The sequence below is a fragment of the Acinetobacter sp. FDAARGOS_558 genome, from assembly GCF_003937785.1.
Classification (GTDB): Bacteria; Pseudomonadota; Gammaproteobacteria; order Pseudomonadales; family Moraxellaceae; genus Acinetobacter; species Acinetobacter baumannii.
The window spans coordinates 3,964,414-3,980,384 of sequence record NZ_RKJH01000001.1 but is presented as its reverse complement, the minus strand read 5'-3'; the positions used below and the strand labels follow the sequence as shown (position 1 = coordinate 3,980,384).

The 15,971-nt window shown below is 36.7% G+C and carries 17 protein-coding genes; 8 read left to right on the top strand and 9 right to left on the bottom strand.

All coding sequences use genetic code 11. From position 1 onward, the window contains the following. The first annotated feature begins 82 nt into the window (after nucleotides 1–82). On the top strand, nucleotides 83–319 hold the full coding sequence (locus EGT34_RS19175; RefSeq protein ID WP_000795915.1) for a hypothetical protein: 237 nt from the start codon (nucleotides 83–85) through the stop codon (nucleotides 317–319). A gap of 60 nt (nucleotides 320–379) precedes the next feature. Here the strand turns inward: EGT34_RS19175 and EGT34_RS21455 are convergent, their stop codons facing one another. Then, complete coding sequence (locus tag EGT34_RS21455) at nucleotides 380–1,615, bottom strand: KGG domain-containing protein (RefSeq protein WP_031979416.1); 1,236 nt, start codon at nucleotides 1,613–1,615, stop codon at nucleotides 380–382. Between the two features lie 484 nt (nucleotides 1,616–2,099). On the opposite strand from EGT34_RS21455, the gene EGT34_RS19165 reads away from it, so the two are divergent. Together EGT34_RS19165 and EGT34_RS19160 are read left to right on the top strand one after the other, a co-directional pair. Beyond that, the gene (locus EGT34_RS19165; RefSeq protein ID WP_000983630.1) at nucleotides 2,100–2,513 is read left to right on the top strand and encodes a DUF6367 family protein; all 414 of its coding nucleotides are present in this window, start codon (nucleotides 2,100–2,102) and stop codon (nucleotides 2,511–2,513) included. A 141-nt stretch (nucleotides 2,514–2,654) separates the two neighbouring features. Beyond that, the gene (locus EGT34_RS19160; protein WP_000432324.1) at nucleotides 2,655–3,533 is read left to right on the top strand and encodes an SDR family oxidoreductase; all 879 of its coding nucleotides are present in this window, start codon (nucleotides 2,655–2,657) and stop codon (nucleotides 3,531–3,533) included. A 54-nt stretch (nucleotides 3,534–3,587) separates the two neighbouring features. Here the strand turns inward: EGT34_RS19160 and katE are convergent, their stop codons facing one another. Together katE and EGT34_RS19150 are read right to left on the bottom strand one after the other, a co-directional pair. Further along, a complete protein-coding gene (gene katE, locus EGT34_RS19155; RefSeq protein WP_085941324.1) occupies nucleotides 3,588–5,732 on the bottom strand; it encodes a catalase HPII in 2,145 nt (714 codons plus the stop codon). Nucleotides 5,733–5,786: 54 nt separating this feature from the next. Continuing rightward, complete coding sequence (locus tag EGT34_RS19150; RefSeq protein WP_001145686.1) at nucleotides 5,787–7,196, bottom strand: iron-containing redox enzyme family protein; 1,410 nt, start codon at nucleotides 7,194–7,196, stop codon at nucleotides 5,787–5,789. 315 nt (nucleotides 7,197–7,511) lie between these two features. Between EGT34_RS19150 and EGT34_RS19145 the strand changes: the two genes are divergently transcribed. The 3 genes from EGT34_RS19145 to surA1 all read left to right on the top strand — a co-directional run bounded on the left by EGT34_RS19145 (nucleotide 7,512) and on the right by surA1 (nucleotide 8,921). Further along, a complete protein-coding gene (locus EGT34_RS19145) occupies nucleotides 7,512–7,991 on the top strand; it encodes a CinA family protein (RefSeq protein WP_000482092.1) in 480 nt (159 codons plus the stop codon). 285 nt (nucleotides 7,992–8,276) lie between these two features. After that, nucleotides 8,277–8,498: a hypothetical protein gene (locus EGT34_RS19140; protein ID WP_000108365.1), complete on the top strand. Its 222-nt coding sequence runs from the start codon at nucleotides 8,277–8,279 to the stop codon at nucleotides 8,496–8,498. Nucleotides 8,499–8,603: 105 nt separating this feature from the next. Next, a complete protein-coding gene (gene surA1 / locus EGT34_RS19135; RefSeq protein WP_000132045.1) occupies nucleotides 8,604–8,921 on the top strand; it encodes a surface antigen protein 1 in 318 nt (105 codons plus the stop codon). A gap of 84 nt (nucleotides 8,922–9,005) precedes the next feature. Here the strand turns inward: surA1 and EGT34_RS19130 are convergent, their stop codons facing one another. The 3 genes from EGT34_RS19130 to EGT34_RS21070 all read right to left on the bottom strand — a co-directional run bounded on the left by EGT34_RS19130 (nucleotide 9,006) and on the right by EGT34_RS21070 (nucleotide 10,156). Next, a complete protein-coding gene (locus EGT34_RS19130; RefSeq protein WP_000498477.1) occupies nucleotides 9,006–9,227 on the bottom strand; it encodes a hypothetical protein in 222 nt (73 codons plus the stop codon). An 87-nt stretch (nucleotides 9,228–9,314) separates the two neighbouring features. Beyond that, nucleotides 9,315–9,743: a hypothetical protein gene (locus tag EGT34_RS19125; protein WP_001136759.1), complete on the bottom strand. Its 429-nt coding sequence runs from the start codon at nucleotides 9,741–9,743 to the stop codon at nucleotides 9,315–9,317. A gap of 269 nt (nucleotides 9,744–10,012) precedes the next feature. Then, nucleotides 10,013–10,156: a hypothetical protein gene (locus EGT34_RS21070; protein WP_000251687.1), complete on the bottom strand. Its 144-nt coding sequence runs from the start codon at nucleotides 10,154–10,156 to the stop codon at nucleotides 10,013–10,015. A gap of 968 nt (nucleotides 10,157–11,124) precedes the next feature. On the opposite strand from EGT34_RS21070, the gene EGT34_RS19120 reads away from it, so the two are divergent. Further along, on the top strand, nucleotides 11,125–11,415 hold the full coding sequence (locus tag EGT34_RS19120; protein WP_001984002.1) for a hypothetical protein: 291 nt from the start codon (nucleotides 11,125–11,127) through the stop codon (nucleotides 11,413–11,415). Between the two features lies 1 nt (nucleotide 11,416). Here the strand turns inward: EGT34_RS19120 and EGT34_RS19115 are convergent, their stop codons facing one another. Continuing rightward, nucleotides 11,417–12,322, bottom strand: a complete 906-nt coding sequence (locus EGT34_RS19115; RefSeq protein WP_000119788.1) for a LysR family transcriptional regulator — start codon at nucleotides 12,320–12,322, stop codon at nucleotides 11,417–11,419. 111 nt (nucleotides 12,323–12,433) lie between these two features. On the opposite strand from EGT34_RS19115, the gene EGT34_RS19110 reads away from it, so the two are divergent. Further along, nucleotides 12,434–13,672, top strand: a complete 1,239-nt coding sequence (locus tag EGT34_RS19110) for an SGNH/GDSL hydrolase family protein (protein WP_000781119.1) — start codon at nucleotides 12,434–12,436, stop codon at nucleotides 13,670–13,672. Nucleotides 13,673–13,717: 45 nt separating this feature from the next. Here EGT34_RS19110 and EGT34_RS19105 read toward each other — a convergent pair whose 3' ends face one another. Further along, the gene (locus EGT34_RS19105; RefSeq protein WP_086241970.1) at nucleotides 13,718–15,001 is read right to left on the bottom strand and encodes a DcaP family trimeric outer membrane transporter; all 1,284 of its coding nucleotides are present in this window, start codon (nucleotides 14,999–15,001) and stop codon (nucleotides 13,718–13,720) included. Nucleotides 15,002–15,244: 243 nt separating this feature from the next. Beyond that, a complete protein-coding gene (locus EGT34_RS19100; protein WP_001029899.1) occupies nucleotides 15,245–15,916 on the bottom strand; it encodes a class I SAM-dependent methyltransferase in 672 nt (223 codons plus the stop codon). Nucleotides 15,917–15,971 lie beyond the last annotated feature (55 nt).

Here is a 15,971-nt window from a genome sequence, read left to right as displayed (position 1 = left end):
CTGACTGTTTTGATTTTTATCAATGAAATTCTGAACACTTAAATATGAGTTAGATTCAGTTTTTGGTATGGAGACATGCGAAATGAAAAATCAACGTGATGCAGTTTTAGGTTATGCAGATGAACAACATGCCTACTATATCCGTCTTATTGAAAATGATGCGGTATTAGGCGAAAGCTATGGAATTTTCTGTGAAAATCCGGAAAGTGAAGCAGCCGAAAGTATTATGACGACACTATTTTTAAAGAAATCATTTTGGTTAAATGGCTCAGAATTCACAGATATTGTAAAAGGCTTACATCCCCTTACCCACTCATAAGTTTAAAATAATAAAAATAAAGGAGGCATAATGCCTCCTTTATTCTCAAAAACTGTTTGCTTAAGACGTAAAGCGTCCATAAGCATCGCGTTTTTGATTACGAGAGTTCTGACCACGACCATCTGAACGGCCACGGCGGTCATCATCGTCGTCATCGTCATCACGACGGCTGCGACCACGGCCTCGGCCACCTGAACGACCACGATCATCATCTTCATCGTCATCATCATAACGACTGCGGCCACGGCCTCGACCACCTGAACGACCGCGATCATCATCTTCATCGTCATCATCACGACGGCTGCGGCCACGACCTCGGCCACCTGAACGGCCACGTTCATCATCTTCATCGTCGTCATCATAACGACTGCGGCCACGGCCTCGGCCACCTGAACGACCACGATCATCATCTTCGTCATCATCGTCACGACGGCTGCGGCCACGACCTCGACCGCCTGAACGGCCACGGTCATCATCTTCATCGTCGTCATCATAACGGCTGCGACCACGACCTCGGCCACCTGAGCGACCGCGATCATCATCTTCATCGTCGTCATCACGACGGCTGCGACCACGGCCTCGGCCACCTGAACGGCCACGATCATCATCTTCATCGTCGTCATCATAACGGCTGCGACCACGACCTCGGCCACCTGAACGGCCACGATCATCATCTTCATCGTCGTCATCACGACGGCTGCGGCCACGACCTCGACCGCCTGAACGACCGCGATCATCATCTTCATCGTCATCATCACGGCGGCTGCGACCACGACCTCGGCCACCTGAACGACCGCGATCATCATCTTCGTCGTCGTCATCACGACCGCGACCACGGCCTCGACCGCCTGAGCGACCGCGATCATCATCTTCGTCGTCATCATCACGACCGCGACCACGGCCTCGACCGCCTGAGCGACCGCGATCATCATCTTCGTCGTCATCATCATAACGACTGCGGCCACGGCCTCGACCGCTTGAACGGCCGCGGTCATCATCTTCGTCGTCATCATAACGGCTGCGACCACGACCATTACGATCATCGTTTTTATGACTTAAAGCACCAGCTTCACGAGCCTCTTCTGAGGTAAATTCATGTGCGTTACCACTGGCATGTGCAGCACGGCCAGCTTCACGAGCTTCTTCTGAAGTAAATTCATGCGCATTGCCACTGGCATGTGCAGCTCGCCCACCTTTACTGGCTATTTCTCTGACTCTTTCAGGATCCATACTTGCAAATCCACGATTTGAAGTACCTGAACTATTGTTATCATCTTCATATCTAGTATTAGCCATAGTTATATCTTCCTATATTAAAATTATAAGTCGCTACCGCTTTTATTGAACGGATAAATTTAAGATAAGAGATTTAAATTATTTTTATACCCATGCTATGTTTCAATCTTTTTAAATGTATATAATTTAAATTTCAAATAAAAACTCTAACTTCATTATTTAAATAAAGATTTCCTTAGTTAAAATATTTATAAATTATTAGCTAATTTTACTTTTTAAATACTCACCATACTTATTATTACTCAAACCTACATAACAATATATTTTTACAAATGCATTTAAAAATTCAGGCTAAATAACACAAACTTTCATAACATACAAATCAATAAAAAACAAAAACATCTTCACTATTGAAGAAACAAACATAAAATATAATTAAAATTATTTAAAAACAATAACATAAACCATTACTTTTGCATAAAAACTTTACTTGAGTGATTAAAATCAAGATTTAAAATTAACATATAATATTTGTGAGAAAAGAATGATGCAACCTACTCATACACACTCAACGCTACAATATATTCATATTTCTGTACCTGAAATTTTACTCAGTAATATTCAAATAAAAAATTCTTGGCAAGATTATAACCAAGAATGGAGCTATAGATTAGATCCGCCTCATGCAAGCCATCCTTTTCAGAGAGACTTGTATATTATTAAATCAAAAAATATTGAAACAGAAGATATAAAAAAATTACTAGATAATATAGTTGTTAAAAACAATAAAAATAAAGATGACTTAAAAAATATAGTTGAAGCGGAAACAGTAATAAAAGAAATTTTAGATTTATCTAATTATATACCTATAGAAAATTGGCTAAATGATACAGGTAATCGATCAATTATTGAAAGTATGATTGATAAAAACAAGGTTAAGTTATTAGATATTATCTAACCTAACTTGATATGTTATATTTTTTTACATCCTTATATATAAAATAACAAAGACAACTTTTTAAAAAAGACTATTTACTCATATTCACGTGCAGATTAACCAATATAGAGGGACTGAAAATTAAATAGAGGTAGTCTAGACATGGAAAATACAACGAATCAGTATCCATCAGAAGTTCCTGCACAAGTTCAACCTCATCAACCAGGTGATCAGGAGAAAATGCATCCTGAACCAGAAATTATTAAAGCATCCCATAAAGGCAGTGAAAAACTAAAAGGCAAAATTGCCGTCATTAGCGGTGGTGATAGCGGTATAGGCCGTTCAGTTGCCGTACTATTTGCCCGTGAAGGTGCCGATATTGCTGTACTGTACCTTGAAGAAGACCAAGATGCCGAAATTACTAAACAGCTTATTGAAAAGGAAGGACAACAATGTCTTTTATTAAAAGGTGATATTTCCGATCCAGACCTTGCAAAACAAAATATTGATAAGGTTTTACAGCATTTTGGAAAAATTAATATTTTAGTGAATAATGCGGGTGTGCAATATCAACAAAAAGAAATTGAAAGTATAAGTAATGAACAATTAGAAAAAACATTTAAAACAAATATTTTTGCCATGTTTTATTTAACCAAAGAAGCCATTCCTTATATGGAGGAAGGCGATAGCATTATTAACACCACCAGTATTACCAGTTACCAAGGTCATGATGAGTTGATTGACTATGCAAGTACTAAAGGTGCAATTACCTCTTTTACTCGTAGTCTATCGAACAATTTAATGAAGCAGAAAAAAGGTATTCGTGTAAATGGTGTTGCACCAGGCCCAATCTGGACTCCCCTTATTCCAAGTAGTTTCGATGCCGAAACTGTCGAAAAGTTTGGTAAAGATACCCCAATGGGTAGAATGGGTCAGCCAAGTGAAGTCGCCCCTGCTTACCTTTTCCTTGCCTCAGATGATGCAAGTTATATTACTGGTCAGGTTATTCATGTAAATGGCGGTCAAATTGTTAATGGCTAATAACATAAGTTAGAAAAAGCCCTGAAAGCGTTTAAACTTTCAGGGCTTATTTATTTAAGCCGGTACATGTGCGGCTATTTGTTCTCGTGACCAAACACGGTGTGCTTTAATCAGGTTCTTAAATTTTTCCGCAACATGCTGGAACTCATCTTCAATTAAAGTTCCTTCATCCGCCACTAAACCTAATGGTTCAAGCAAATCAGATTTATTACCTAAAAATACGATTGGCTTTAAGTGCTTATAAGCTTCGAGTAAGTAATGGCGAGCTACCCCGTCTTGCATAACCGTATTTAGGTTATCGCCATCCGGAATAATTACCGCATCATAGGCAATTGAAGGCTCAGACATTTGCATGCCATCAGCCACAATAACGTTATCTTTATGATCTTTGACTGGAGCCAAGCTCGGCGCTAGTAAGTGAAGGATTACGCCTTCTTTAATTGCCCAGTTTTTAATAGCCTCCAATGCATCAGACTTCACCATGTTATGGATAAGTACGGCAACTTTTCTACCTTGAATATCTTCAGGTGGGAAAGCTAAAAAAGATAACTTGGCAGATTTTTCAACTGCTGTTTTCTTATAATTTAGGGTTAAGTCAGGCACTTCAATACCTAAATTTGCCCCTACTTGGCGTGCCAAATCTAAGTCGATATTAGCCAAAATTTGTTGAACTTGACGCTCACGAATATGCTTTCTTTGAACTTTACTTAATTCAAAAGTATAGGCATCGACCACATGTTTTTGTTCATGCGGTGCAAGGCTTTTGTAATATAGTCGCGGTTGAGAGAAATAATCAGAGAACGTCTCACTTCTTTGACGAAGTTTATGTCCACTAATTTTTTCAGGATAACTTTCAAAACCACCATTTGATGCCGCTGGCGGTGTTTCTACTGGCCAATTTCCATCAATTGAGTTTGGTTGATATGCAGCCTGTCCTTTATGAATGGTATGCTGATGAATACCATCACGTTGATTGTTATGGAATGGACACACAGGTTTGTTAATCGGAATTTGGTGGAAGTTTGGTCCACCTAAACGGCTTAACTGGGTATCTGTGTATGAAAATAGACGTGCTTGTAAAAGTGGGTCATCTGTAAAATCAATACCAGGTACTACATGACCCGGACAGAAAGCTACCTGCTCTGTTTCAGCAAAGAAGTTATCTACATTTCTATTTAAAACAAATCGGCCAATTGGTGTAACAGGAACTAATTCTTCAGGAATAATTTTTGTTGGGTCCAGCAAATCGAAGTCAAAGTTCATTTCATCTTCTTCTTCGACAATCTGCACACCGAGTTCCCATTCTGGATAAAAACCTTGCTCAATTGCTTCATAAAGATCACGACGGTGGAAATCCGGGTCTTTACCCGCAAGTTTTTGAGCTTCATCCCATACCAGCGCACTCAAACCTTGTTTTGGTGTCCAGTGAAATTTCACAAAATGCGATTTACCTTCAGCATTAATTAAACGGAACGTATGCACACCAAACCCTTGGATCGAGCGTAAGTTACGAGGAATCGCACGGTCTGACATCGCCCAAATTACAGCATGTGCTGACTCGGGTACTAAAGACACAAAATCCCAGAAAGTATCATGCGCAGTTGCACCTGTTGGGATTTCTGTGTCCGGTTCAGGTTTTACCGCATGTACAAAGTCTGGAAATTTAATCCCGTCTTGCACAAAAAAGACAGGTGCGTTATTTCCTACCAAGTCGAAGTTACCTTCTTGGGTATAAAACTTAATGGCAAAACCGCGGATATCACGAACAGTGTCGGCAGAACCACGAGGCCCTTGCACTGTTGAAAAACGTACAAAAATAGGCGTCTGAATAGTTGGGTCTGTCAAGAATCCAGCTTTGGTTAAACGTTCGTTTCCTTCATATGCCTGAAAATAACCATGCGCCCCTACACCACGCGCATGCACAATACGCTCAGGTATACGCTCATGGTCAAAGTGGGTGATTTTTTCTCTTAAAATGAAATCTTCCAATAAAGTCGAGCCACGAATACCCGCTCTTAAGCTATTTTGGTTATCCGCTATTTTAACCCCCTGATTTGTGGTTAAAGCTTCATTAGTTGCATCATCTCTAACTGTGTCTAACTGTTCAGTTTTCTGGGTAGTATTGGCTTTATTTGCTGCATCGGCACCAGCCATTTCACTTGTTTTATTGGTTGATTTAGTATTGTCGTTCATGTCCATTACCTATGTTTTTGAAAGTTAAACTTGGGGTTGAAGTAGAAAACGTTTATAAAACTAGTTTTTAAACGTACCTAAATAAGGAAAAAGGAGTTCTACGTATTTACGAGTACTCCAAAGACCAATACTTTTATGATGAGAATCTGGGGCAAGAAACGGAGTAAGTTTGCAAATCTTTATGGCAAGGTCATTTGATTGTTGGACGCGCTCTTGTAGTGCATCAAGTTCGCCATCCGAGATATAACTAAATAGATAGTCCTGAATACGCTGGCTATTCTTTAGTTCTCTGCTGTATGCCAAGAAGTTAGAAGAATGATCACTACCAGCAATCCAGTCATGAATAATTTGGCGCTCTACAGGGTTAAACACCCCAAACATTTTTCCATTTTCTTCATTAATCATTCGCCAGAATACGCTCTGTTCAGGGTCGGTATTAAACTTAATCCATTTGTGTTCAGTTAAATGAGTGATTAAACCTGCAATGTCATCGGGATTTGATAACCATTGATTAATGGTCTTGCACCCAAACTGTCGGGTTTCGTTATGAATTAACTGACCGACAAGCGCCTTTCTTTTGAAAATTCTATGGACAAAGTCTTCAGTATTTAAATTTTTTATAATGTTTGAAGAGGACACCCCATGATTATTAAGGGCAAAACCACGTTTTAGCTTGGTCAAGAAGAGTTTTTTATCTTTATATTTATTATAAATATCTTCAATAACTTTAATGGCTTTATAGGCATGACCATTGTCAATATTGTCGATAGTGATATGAAGATTAAAGTATTTAGAATCAATACCTAATTCAGCAAGCTCATAATTCGAAATTAAAAGATGCAGTGGTAACTGCTCATAGCCTAAATTAAAACCCACAATCTCCGGAATAAACTCAGGAGGTGCATAACCCAGAGCAAGCTGCACAACTGCTTGATGATAATACTCGTCTTCTAAAAGCAGATCGAAACTGTCTAGCCCTAGACTGCGTAAAAGATCATCATAGATACAAACATGGTTTGCTTTTGGCTCACCTAACCCAAGCTCTTCGAGATAAGTAATAATTAATTCATGAAAAATAGGATCATTCCAATAATGCACTGAGCTATATAGCCATGCACCGTCTACTTTTTTGGTTGGAGACACCTTTATTAAAAACTCAAATGCCTGAGCGACGTTCTTAAAATACTCTCTATCTTGACCAGATTGTCTACGATTTAAATATGCCTGAAATTCCTGACAATTTTTTTTATTATCGTTTTCACACCATGCCTTAATCAAATTGATATCCGAAGGAAAATCTATTTCCTTCATCTCTAGTTTATCTATCTCTTTAACAAGAAAATCTCTAGCCTTTTTCTCTTTCTCAAAGCTAGAAACATCAGGATCAAGGAAAAAAACAAACAATTCATAATAATTTTGTTGATTATCTTGTAATAAGTCTAATAATCGTTTTTTCACTACAACAGGCATTTTCATTCTCCGTTTGTGAGATATCAATTACCATACGTCACCCTAACTATAATCGAGTTTTAAGTTTGTTATTTTGCGTTATTAAAAAACAAGGTAAATACAATAAATCTAAAAAATTCATATACATATAAAATAACGCAAAATTACATTTAAACTTTTAGTATTATTTAAGCTGCTGTTTTTATATAAAATTTGCAAAACTTAATCCAATTTTACATTAACTTCACCATCAAAATTATAAACATTAAAAAAATAACAAAGCAAACAATTAAATAGTTTTATAACATTTTAAAAACAATTGTAGGGAGAATTAAAATGTTCAATAAATGTTGCGAATTATTAGCAAAGGAAAAAATTAAAATTGCATTTTTTGAAAGCGCCTCTGCGGGTTACCTTGCTTATCGTTTCTCTTTAAGTCCTTATTCAGGCGATATTCTGATTGGAAGCCTTGTGAGTTACGACCTTCGTGTAAAGGAAAATACCTTGCATATTTCAGAAGAGCTTATTGAAAAATATACTGCAGAATCAATGCAAGTGACTGTTGAAATGATTAATAAAGGTAAAGAACTTTTATATGCTGACCTGTATGTTGCCTGCACAGGTCTTTTGAAAAAAGGTGGCTCTGAAACACCAGAAAAACCTGTAGGTACTTTCTTTTACTCAATATATTATAAAAATAATTTTTATAATTTTAGACGTGTTTTAAGGGGGCCTGCCTTTTTAAAACTAAGAAAGTTAATTTACTATGTTACTCAAGATATAAAACTTATTATATTAGAAGACAAAAGGCGTTAATTTTATATAAAAGTTAACAAATATACATTTAGAAATATTTATTATCTTTCTTAAATATTATGTGCTGAAATGTAATTTTTTAAATGTTCATATTAATAATGTTTATGACTTAAAATTACATACATTAAAAAATCAGCAAGTTATTTAAAATTTATAAATTTTAAGTTTACAGTTAAATATAGGGTAACACCCCTACCCTACACATTTAAAATCTACATGTTTTAATAACCCTATCTGAAGCTCTCAGATAAAACACATCGTCATAATTGATATGAGGTATTAAAAATGAGCACTACTAATAATCAAGCAAATCAACGCAATAATCAGCAGCAACAACAACAGCAAAATGACAACCGTAATCAACAGCAACACGGTAACCAACAGCAAAACGATCAACAGCAACAAAATAACCAGCAACAACAGCAAAATGATAACCGCGGTCAACAACAAGGATCTAATCAAAAAGATTCTGGCCAACAAAACTCAAATAACAACCAACAACGTTAATCGTTTGTAGTTGTTCTTTGATGCGGTCGATCATTTAGGAAGGTGACCTCACCTTCCTAAATCAAAATATAAGCATAAAATTCAATAAAATATGAGGGAATTCTGATGACAGATCAAAATACAGATCATGCTCAATTGGTAGCTGGCGATCATAACTATTCTGACTCTCGCTGGCGCGAAAGCTATCTTACTCGACCTTATTATCAAGAAGCGCAATTAACTACACCAGATCTAGATTATGATCGTGATTTCTCTGCAGCTTATGAACTTGGTCATCGAGCTCGTTCTGAATCTAAAGAAGGAACTCAGTTTGAAGATATGGAAGGCAGCTTGCAGCAAAAATGGGAAGAACTAAAAGCTGAGTCCCGCCTAAAATGGGAACACGCTAAACAAGCGATTAAAGATGCGTGGGATGATATGTAACATCCTCAAAAGGTCCATAGCTATAAGCTTATTTCCTATTGGCCCTGGGAAATAGGCTTTTTTATTGTCGTAACATTATGAGCATTAAAAAAATGGTGGCATATTAAAATTATGACTAAGATATTGATTTGCTAAATTTGGATCATCAAAAACTTCTTTTTTAAATTGTACACTCGGTGTTGTAGCGAGTACATGTGTCGGTTTAATAGTGACTTCCACTACATACTTATTTTGCTCATACTTGGCTTTTACGCCATAAATCTCAGAATCATTAATGCAAGTTCCATCTGTAAAATATACAAACATACGTACTACCTTAAATATTACTCATCATAGCGGTCTTATCAAAAATAAAGCCTGACTCAGATAATCAGGTCAGGCCTTTCATCAAAATTAACTTTGATTTTTCTTAAAATATTCAATTATTTCTTCCCCATTATTTACAGGCTTTTTCTGCGAAGGGTAAGTTTCTTCATAGGCATAGGCGGGTAAAGTAATTTTAGCTCGAATTGGAGGTAATTTTTCTTGTCCACCTGTGGTAATTCGCTCAATAAAACCAGCAAGCCAAAGGACAAACTCCTGAGTATTTTTACTTTTAGGAATAAGACTTAAATCCAATTTAATTTTTGACTCTTGCAAAGGTTTAATGAGTATTTCGGCAAAATCAATATAATTATATAAAAGCTTTAATTTTGTCCCCTTTATTTCTTGTCTGAGTTCAATCATCAAATTATTAAGATCTTCCATCGGATCATCCGTAAAGCCTTTTTTTTCTTTAACATTTTGATATATTTTCTCAGCTATTTTTAAATATTGGGGCATATCCTTACCTTTTATAGTTCGCTCTTACTAAAATGAATTTTGGATGAATATAAGTAAGCTATTGTGTTTGTTTTATTAACTTTTTGAAACGGTAACTTAAGATTGCAACAAAACGGTAACAACAAATTCTCCAAATTGTAAAAACAAAATAAATATTTGATTAATTTTATATTTTTATATATTTCATTATTATTAAATTATATTTTTTATATAAAATAACGATTAAAAAAGCCTACTAATAAAGTAGGCTTTTGAAAGAAGCTAATCTATTACGAGTTTTTATTCATGTCATGAGATGTAGCTGGATCACTTGCTTCATGCATGCCGTCATTTTTTGAATTACGATCTTGGCAAGCACTCATACCCATAGCAATTGCCAACACCATACTTACTGCACAAACGATTCTTACCATTTAAATCACCTTTATAAATATTAAAATGTAGGTTTATGAATAACATTATCTTATGTTGGCCTACCGCAGTGGTTCTCTTAACTTTTGTAGATTATGCAAGCTTTTGTAAAAACCAAAAATTATGATTAATAAAATTATATTTCTTGCAATTGATATTTTGGTTATTTTTTGGCAAGCAAAGTTTAGGAGACTCTGGTCATGTTATAAAATTCGAATTATTAAATAGTTTAGCCAAACAACACACCTAATTAGAGATATTGATATACTATACAAATAAACAATTAATAAATATTTGATATATAAGATTAAAAAATAATAGTGTGACTTATATTTAAATTATTTATACTCATATTATATTTTTAAATTTTTCTATTTTCTAAATAAAAACAGTGAAATATTTATATCAAGTTATATAAATCAATCTTTTATTTTTGCAATTGACCCACCCTAATGCTCAGCTTATGATGCTCGCGCTGACCAATTTTGTCAGTCGGTTTTAGCAGACCGTCTACCTAAGTGCACTAAAAACACGTTTTTTGGTGTGACGCCCCTCGTGCCTTTGATGGAGGAACGGGAGTGGGACACCCTTGGGTGTGCTGGTTTCTTAGGTATCAGTCTGCTAACCCTCTTTCGTTTCGCCACCATAATAATGAGCAATGAGTGGGCATAACTTCTTTTAACCAAGGAGTCACTCATGACTATTATTCTATATTTTTTAAATTCTTTTATTAAACCTACTTACATTCAACTTCTTTTACTCAAGCAGTCATTTCTTAGAGTTCTTTCTCATCCTCTGTTTAAAAGAACTACACACTATAGAGTTCGAAAAATTTTTACTTAATCTTTTTGTGTACCCATCTTGATATACAAGATTGGGGCAGAAGTTTTATTTATTCAAAATCACATAAAGATTAAAACTTCTATCAACATCACTTAACGATAACAACAACCTATGAAGAGTAACAAGAATGTTTTTTCTCTATCGTTTTGTTTTGGTGAGCCTTCTGACAATAGGTGTTTTAAATTTGATGGGGTGCAGGCCAATGAGTAAAAATGAATTTAATACGCGTTGTGTATGGGCCGGACATGACCTTTCAGCGTGTAATTGTATTTATAATTCTTTAGAGCAGCATTATTCACCCCAATTTGTAGAAAGTTTACCAAAATTAAGTTTGCAAAATATTGATGCGAAAATGAACTTTGTAGAAACCATGAATCAAACAATGCAGCAGTGCCAATTGAGTGCGAGCAAACACTAAACTAATTTATAGAGGCATGCTCTACCAAAAAATCCAAGAATGTACGTACGCGATTAGGAACATACTTATCATGGCCAATCCAGACAGCATGAAATTCTTCAGAAGCATGAATATTCCAATCTTCAAGAATTTTGACGAGTTGTTTTTGCTGTAACGCATTTCGAATCTGGAATTCATTTAGTTGAGCAATGCCAGCACCTGCCAGTGCCAACTGTAAAATTGCTTCGCCATGGTTTACTTTTAAAACTTTAGAGGGGGTTAGGCTGATTTCCTGAGTTGCTTTTTTGAATAGCCAGGTTTTGTTCTGGCGTTGATAACTTACATCTAAAAGCTGATGTTCATGTAGTTCATCTGGATGCTCAGGACAACCGTACTTTTCAATATATACAGGAGAGCAAACATACTGTTTATAAGTACTGCCAAGCGATCGGGCCACCAGATTGGAACTTTTCAAAGGTCCTGTTCGAATCGCAACATCAATTCTTTGTTCAACAAAATTAATTACTTCATCACTCAAATGAGCTTCTAATTCAATTTCCGGGTAACGTTGGTTAAACAAACTAATGCATGGCAATAAAAAGTGTGTCCAATATGAAAAACTGGTATGGATTCTAATTCGCCCTTTCGGTGTATGATTTGCGGTAACCGATTGTTCCAGTTCGTCCAAGTCATTGAGTATTTGAATGCCTTGCTCATAAAACTGGCATCCTTCACTGGTAAGCTGAAACTGACGTGTTGAACGATTGAGTAACCTGACACCCAGTCTTTTTTCTAAACGAGAAATTAACTTGCTTACGGCAGACGGCGTCATGTTACATGCTCTTGCTACCGCTGAAAAACTTCCAAGCTCGACCACCCGTATAAAAATTGCCAACTCGCCAGAACGATTGATATCAAAATAAGACATAGCAAAATTTATTTATGAATTGTATTCACAAATCTTATTCCGCTTAGCCCGCTATAACAAGGCATCAATTTGTTTCAACATACCTTTAATTCGTTTTAAAGAGTTCTTGAGATGAAACTTTATCAAGCTACCCTATTTTCTTTGGTTTTATTTACGAGCTTTGCACAAGCTGATGCAGAAAACAGCCAATGGATTACCACTTGGTCTGCGAGCCCTCAAAAAGTCTGGAATAAAGACTTCGTTTTTCCAACACTCATTCCAGAGCAAATATCTAATCAGACTATTAGACAAATGAGCAAAATTAGTTTGGGCGGTGAAGCTGTTCGGCTCGTTTTTACCAATCAATATGGTGAACAGCCACTTTATATCGATCAAACAACGATTGGTTTAGCGAACACAGCAACTCTAAAATCTAAGAGCACCTATCCCGTTTATTTTTCTGGTCAACTTAAAGCAAGAATTTTACCTGGCAAACAACTCATAAGTGATCCAATTCAGTTGCCTGTACCCGATCATACTCAATTGGTGGTGAATAGCTTTATTCAAAAGCCTACAACGTTTAAAACATTTCATTGGGATGCCAAACAAACCAGTTGGCTGATTAGTGGAAATCAGACAACAAATTTAACTACGCCAACCGATGCCAAAACAACGACGGCACGGTTATTACTGTCTGCAATAGAGGTAAAACCCAAACAAAAGGCTCATGTAGTTGCAGTTGTTGGAGACTCAATTACCGATGGGGCGACTGCAACCTTAGATGCAAATACAAGATGGACCGATTTTTTAGCGAAACGTTTATCTGTACATCGTGTGGCCGTGATTAATAGTGGCATTTCAGGAAATCGATTACTTACCGATGGTATGGGTGATAGCGTTTTAAAACGTTTAAACAGTGAGATATTTCAATATTCAGGCGTTAAAACTTTAATTGTTTTGGTCGGTATCAATGACATTTCATGGCCCGGTACAGCTTTTGCACCTAAACAGCAAATACCTTCTTTTGAAGGCTTAACTGAAGGTTATCGACGTGTTGTAAGTGAGGCCCATAAACATAATATTCAGGTGATTGGTGCAACCTTACTTCCGTTCTCTGGTGCTTTGCCTAATACCCCTTTAGATAATTATTATCAACCCAACAAAGATCAATTACGTCAGCGCATTAACCACTGGATGAGAACCAGTCATACCTTTGATGGTGTGCTTGATCTTGATGAAGGCTTAAAAGATCCAAAACATCCCAATCGATTAAATCCAATTTATGATTCTGGAGATCATTTACATCCTAATGATCGCGGCAATCAGCATATGGCAGAATTGGTAGATTTAGATCAAATTATTAAAAATTAATGATTCCCCCATCAGGTGAAATCTTCACATGATGGGGCTGCTTATTTAAAAATCATAACTCGCTATCATGTTGAAGCGGTTATCAATCCCGTTACGATTATCAAATGTTTCTCGTTCCCCATAAACATATTCGATACCCAAAGTAATCGGCTTATACGGGTTATAAAGTGCATTCACCCAACCTTGCCAAAGCTGTTTGTTTTGGGTGGTACTAGTACGCTGTAATTCGGCAAAACGGTTATCATCTTTAGCCTTCATATAGCCATAGCCTAAAGTCGAGCGAATTTGCGGTGTAAATTGATGAGTGATACCCAAAGAAACCGTGTCAAATTCATTGCTATGCATATTGTTTTGATCGTCTATTGCATAGCCACTGTTACTCCATAGCAAGAAACGTCCATCACCCTTAACATGGTAATAATCGGCTTTAAGTAATGTATCAGGGGTAATTTGATATTTACCGCCCAAGCCTACCCCCCACGCCCACTCGCTATCATTGTTAGTTCTTTTTTCTGCAACAAAACTACGGCCTGAAAGCATTGAACCATTGGCAAATTTATGATTTAAACGCCCCACTAAAGCGGGTAAACGCATTTTATTATCTGGATCTGTTGCCGCAGTATATTTCGGGTCTTCAACTGATACTGCAAAACTTGTATTTGCCGTTAAGTTATCGCTATAGCGAACAAGCGGTGATCTTAATAATGCACTACCTACAAATGTACCTGCATCAATCGTTTCTGGATAATATTCAGGGGCAATAAATGTCGACCATGTTTGACCAATAAGCCATTTATTAAAAGTTAAATAGGCATGACGTATGCGAAACTGATCACGTGTAGCCGCCCCAAAAAAGTCCATTTCTAACTTTCCGCCTACATCACCAACGGCTGTAGGTGTTTTAAAATTCAATCCGAAGCGTGTCACATACACAGTACTGTGCAACTGGTCTTTCTGTGCAGATTCTTCTGGCGTATTTTCAAGAGGAACGCCACTAATATTGTTATACATCGTAGATGCACCCTTAATTTGATAAGAAGCATCTGCTCGTATATAACCGTATAAGTTAAATTCCGCACCAGATTTAGTTAATGTTTGCTGTATAGGTTGTGGAGCTTGAGTAACTACAGGAGCAGCTTGTTCTACTCTTTTTTGAGCTAAAGATTTTTGAGCCTCCATATTAGTTTGTAGCATAGCTCGTAGTTCTTTTATTTCTTGGCGAAGTTGCTCTATTTCAGGGTTTACCTGGTCTGCAAAAGCAGAAGACATAAGCAGAGTCACAGAAACTGCCAACAAGCTTTTTTGAACCGTTGTATTTAAAATTTTCATCATGAAATTTTCCTTTAGACCTTTAAGTAGTCTTAAAAGTCTCGACATCCTTTTTGTTATGTACCTATCTAAAATAGATCCTTGAAAATTTGCCTTTCTTTCACAAGAAAGACGTTCCCTTATATTTTTTAGATCCACCCTCCCTAGTGCAGCAAAAGCAACTTTTTAATTTTCCATTTTTTATATTCTCTTCCACATTGAGAATATTCGGTTTTAAACCCTTATTTATATTCCCCAATAGTATTATTTTTTTGCAATAAACCCTTGATAAGTCAAAATTTGCGTATATGGCTGTACGCTTTCAAAGCCTGTCTTTTCCAAAAGCTTTATATATCCTTCAGTCGTTAAACTAAAAAAGTCCTCCGCCATACGCTCCAACATTTTTTGACATTGTTCTTCTGTTAACCCTTGAGCCAAACACAAATAACGTAATGTTTGAAGCTGTTGTGGATGTACACAAGTCATGAGGTCATAGGTAAGTAAAGGCGCCTTTTCTTTTAAGCGATCATAAATATCCTTAAAGAAGGCTGGTTTTATGTCATCTGCAATAAAATGAGCCACGAGAATAGAAAGTGCAGCATCAAAGCAATTCTCGAGAGGTAAAGCTGAAGTTTCACCGTGAACAAAAGTGACTTGGGCAGATTTACCTAAAATCTCCACCTGCTCCTGAGCTTTTTGCAGCATGGTTAAAGATGGATCAACCGCTGTAAATTGCCAGTTTGGATGTCTTTTAAGTAAATATTCGAGTTCGTAACCCGTACCACAGCCCACAATTAAGATATGAGCATCGGGTCGCAACACCGACTGCAAAATGGCATCCACCTGTTGGTGGATCACTTCATAGCCCGGAATTAATTTACGAATATGCGCATCATATCCTTCGACTACTTTAGGGCTATTAAAGTCTTTCGCCATTTTGCGTGTCCTCTATTTAAACCGTATTTCGATTTTCCTTTGCTGCATTTGACTT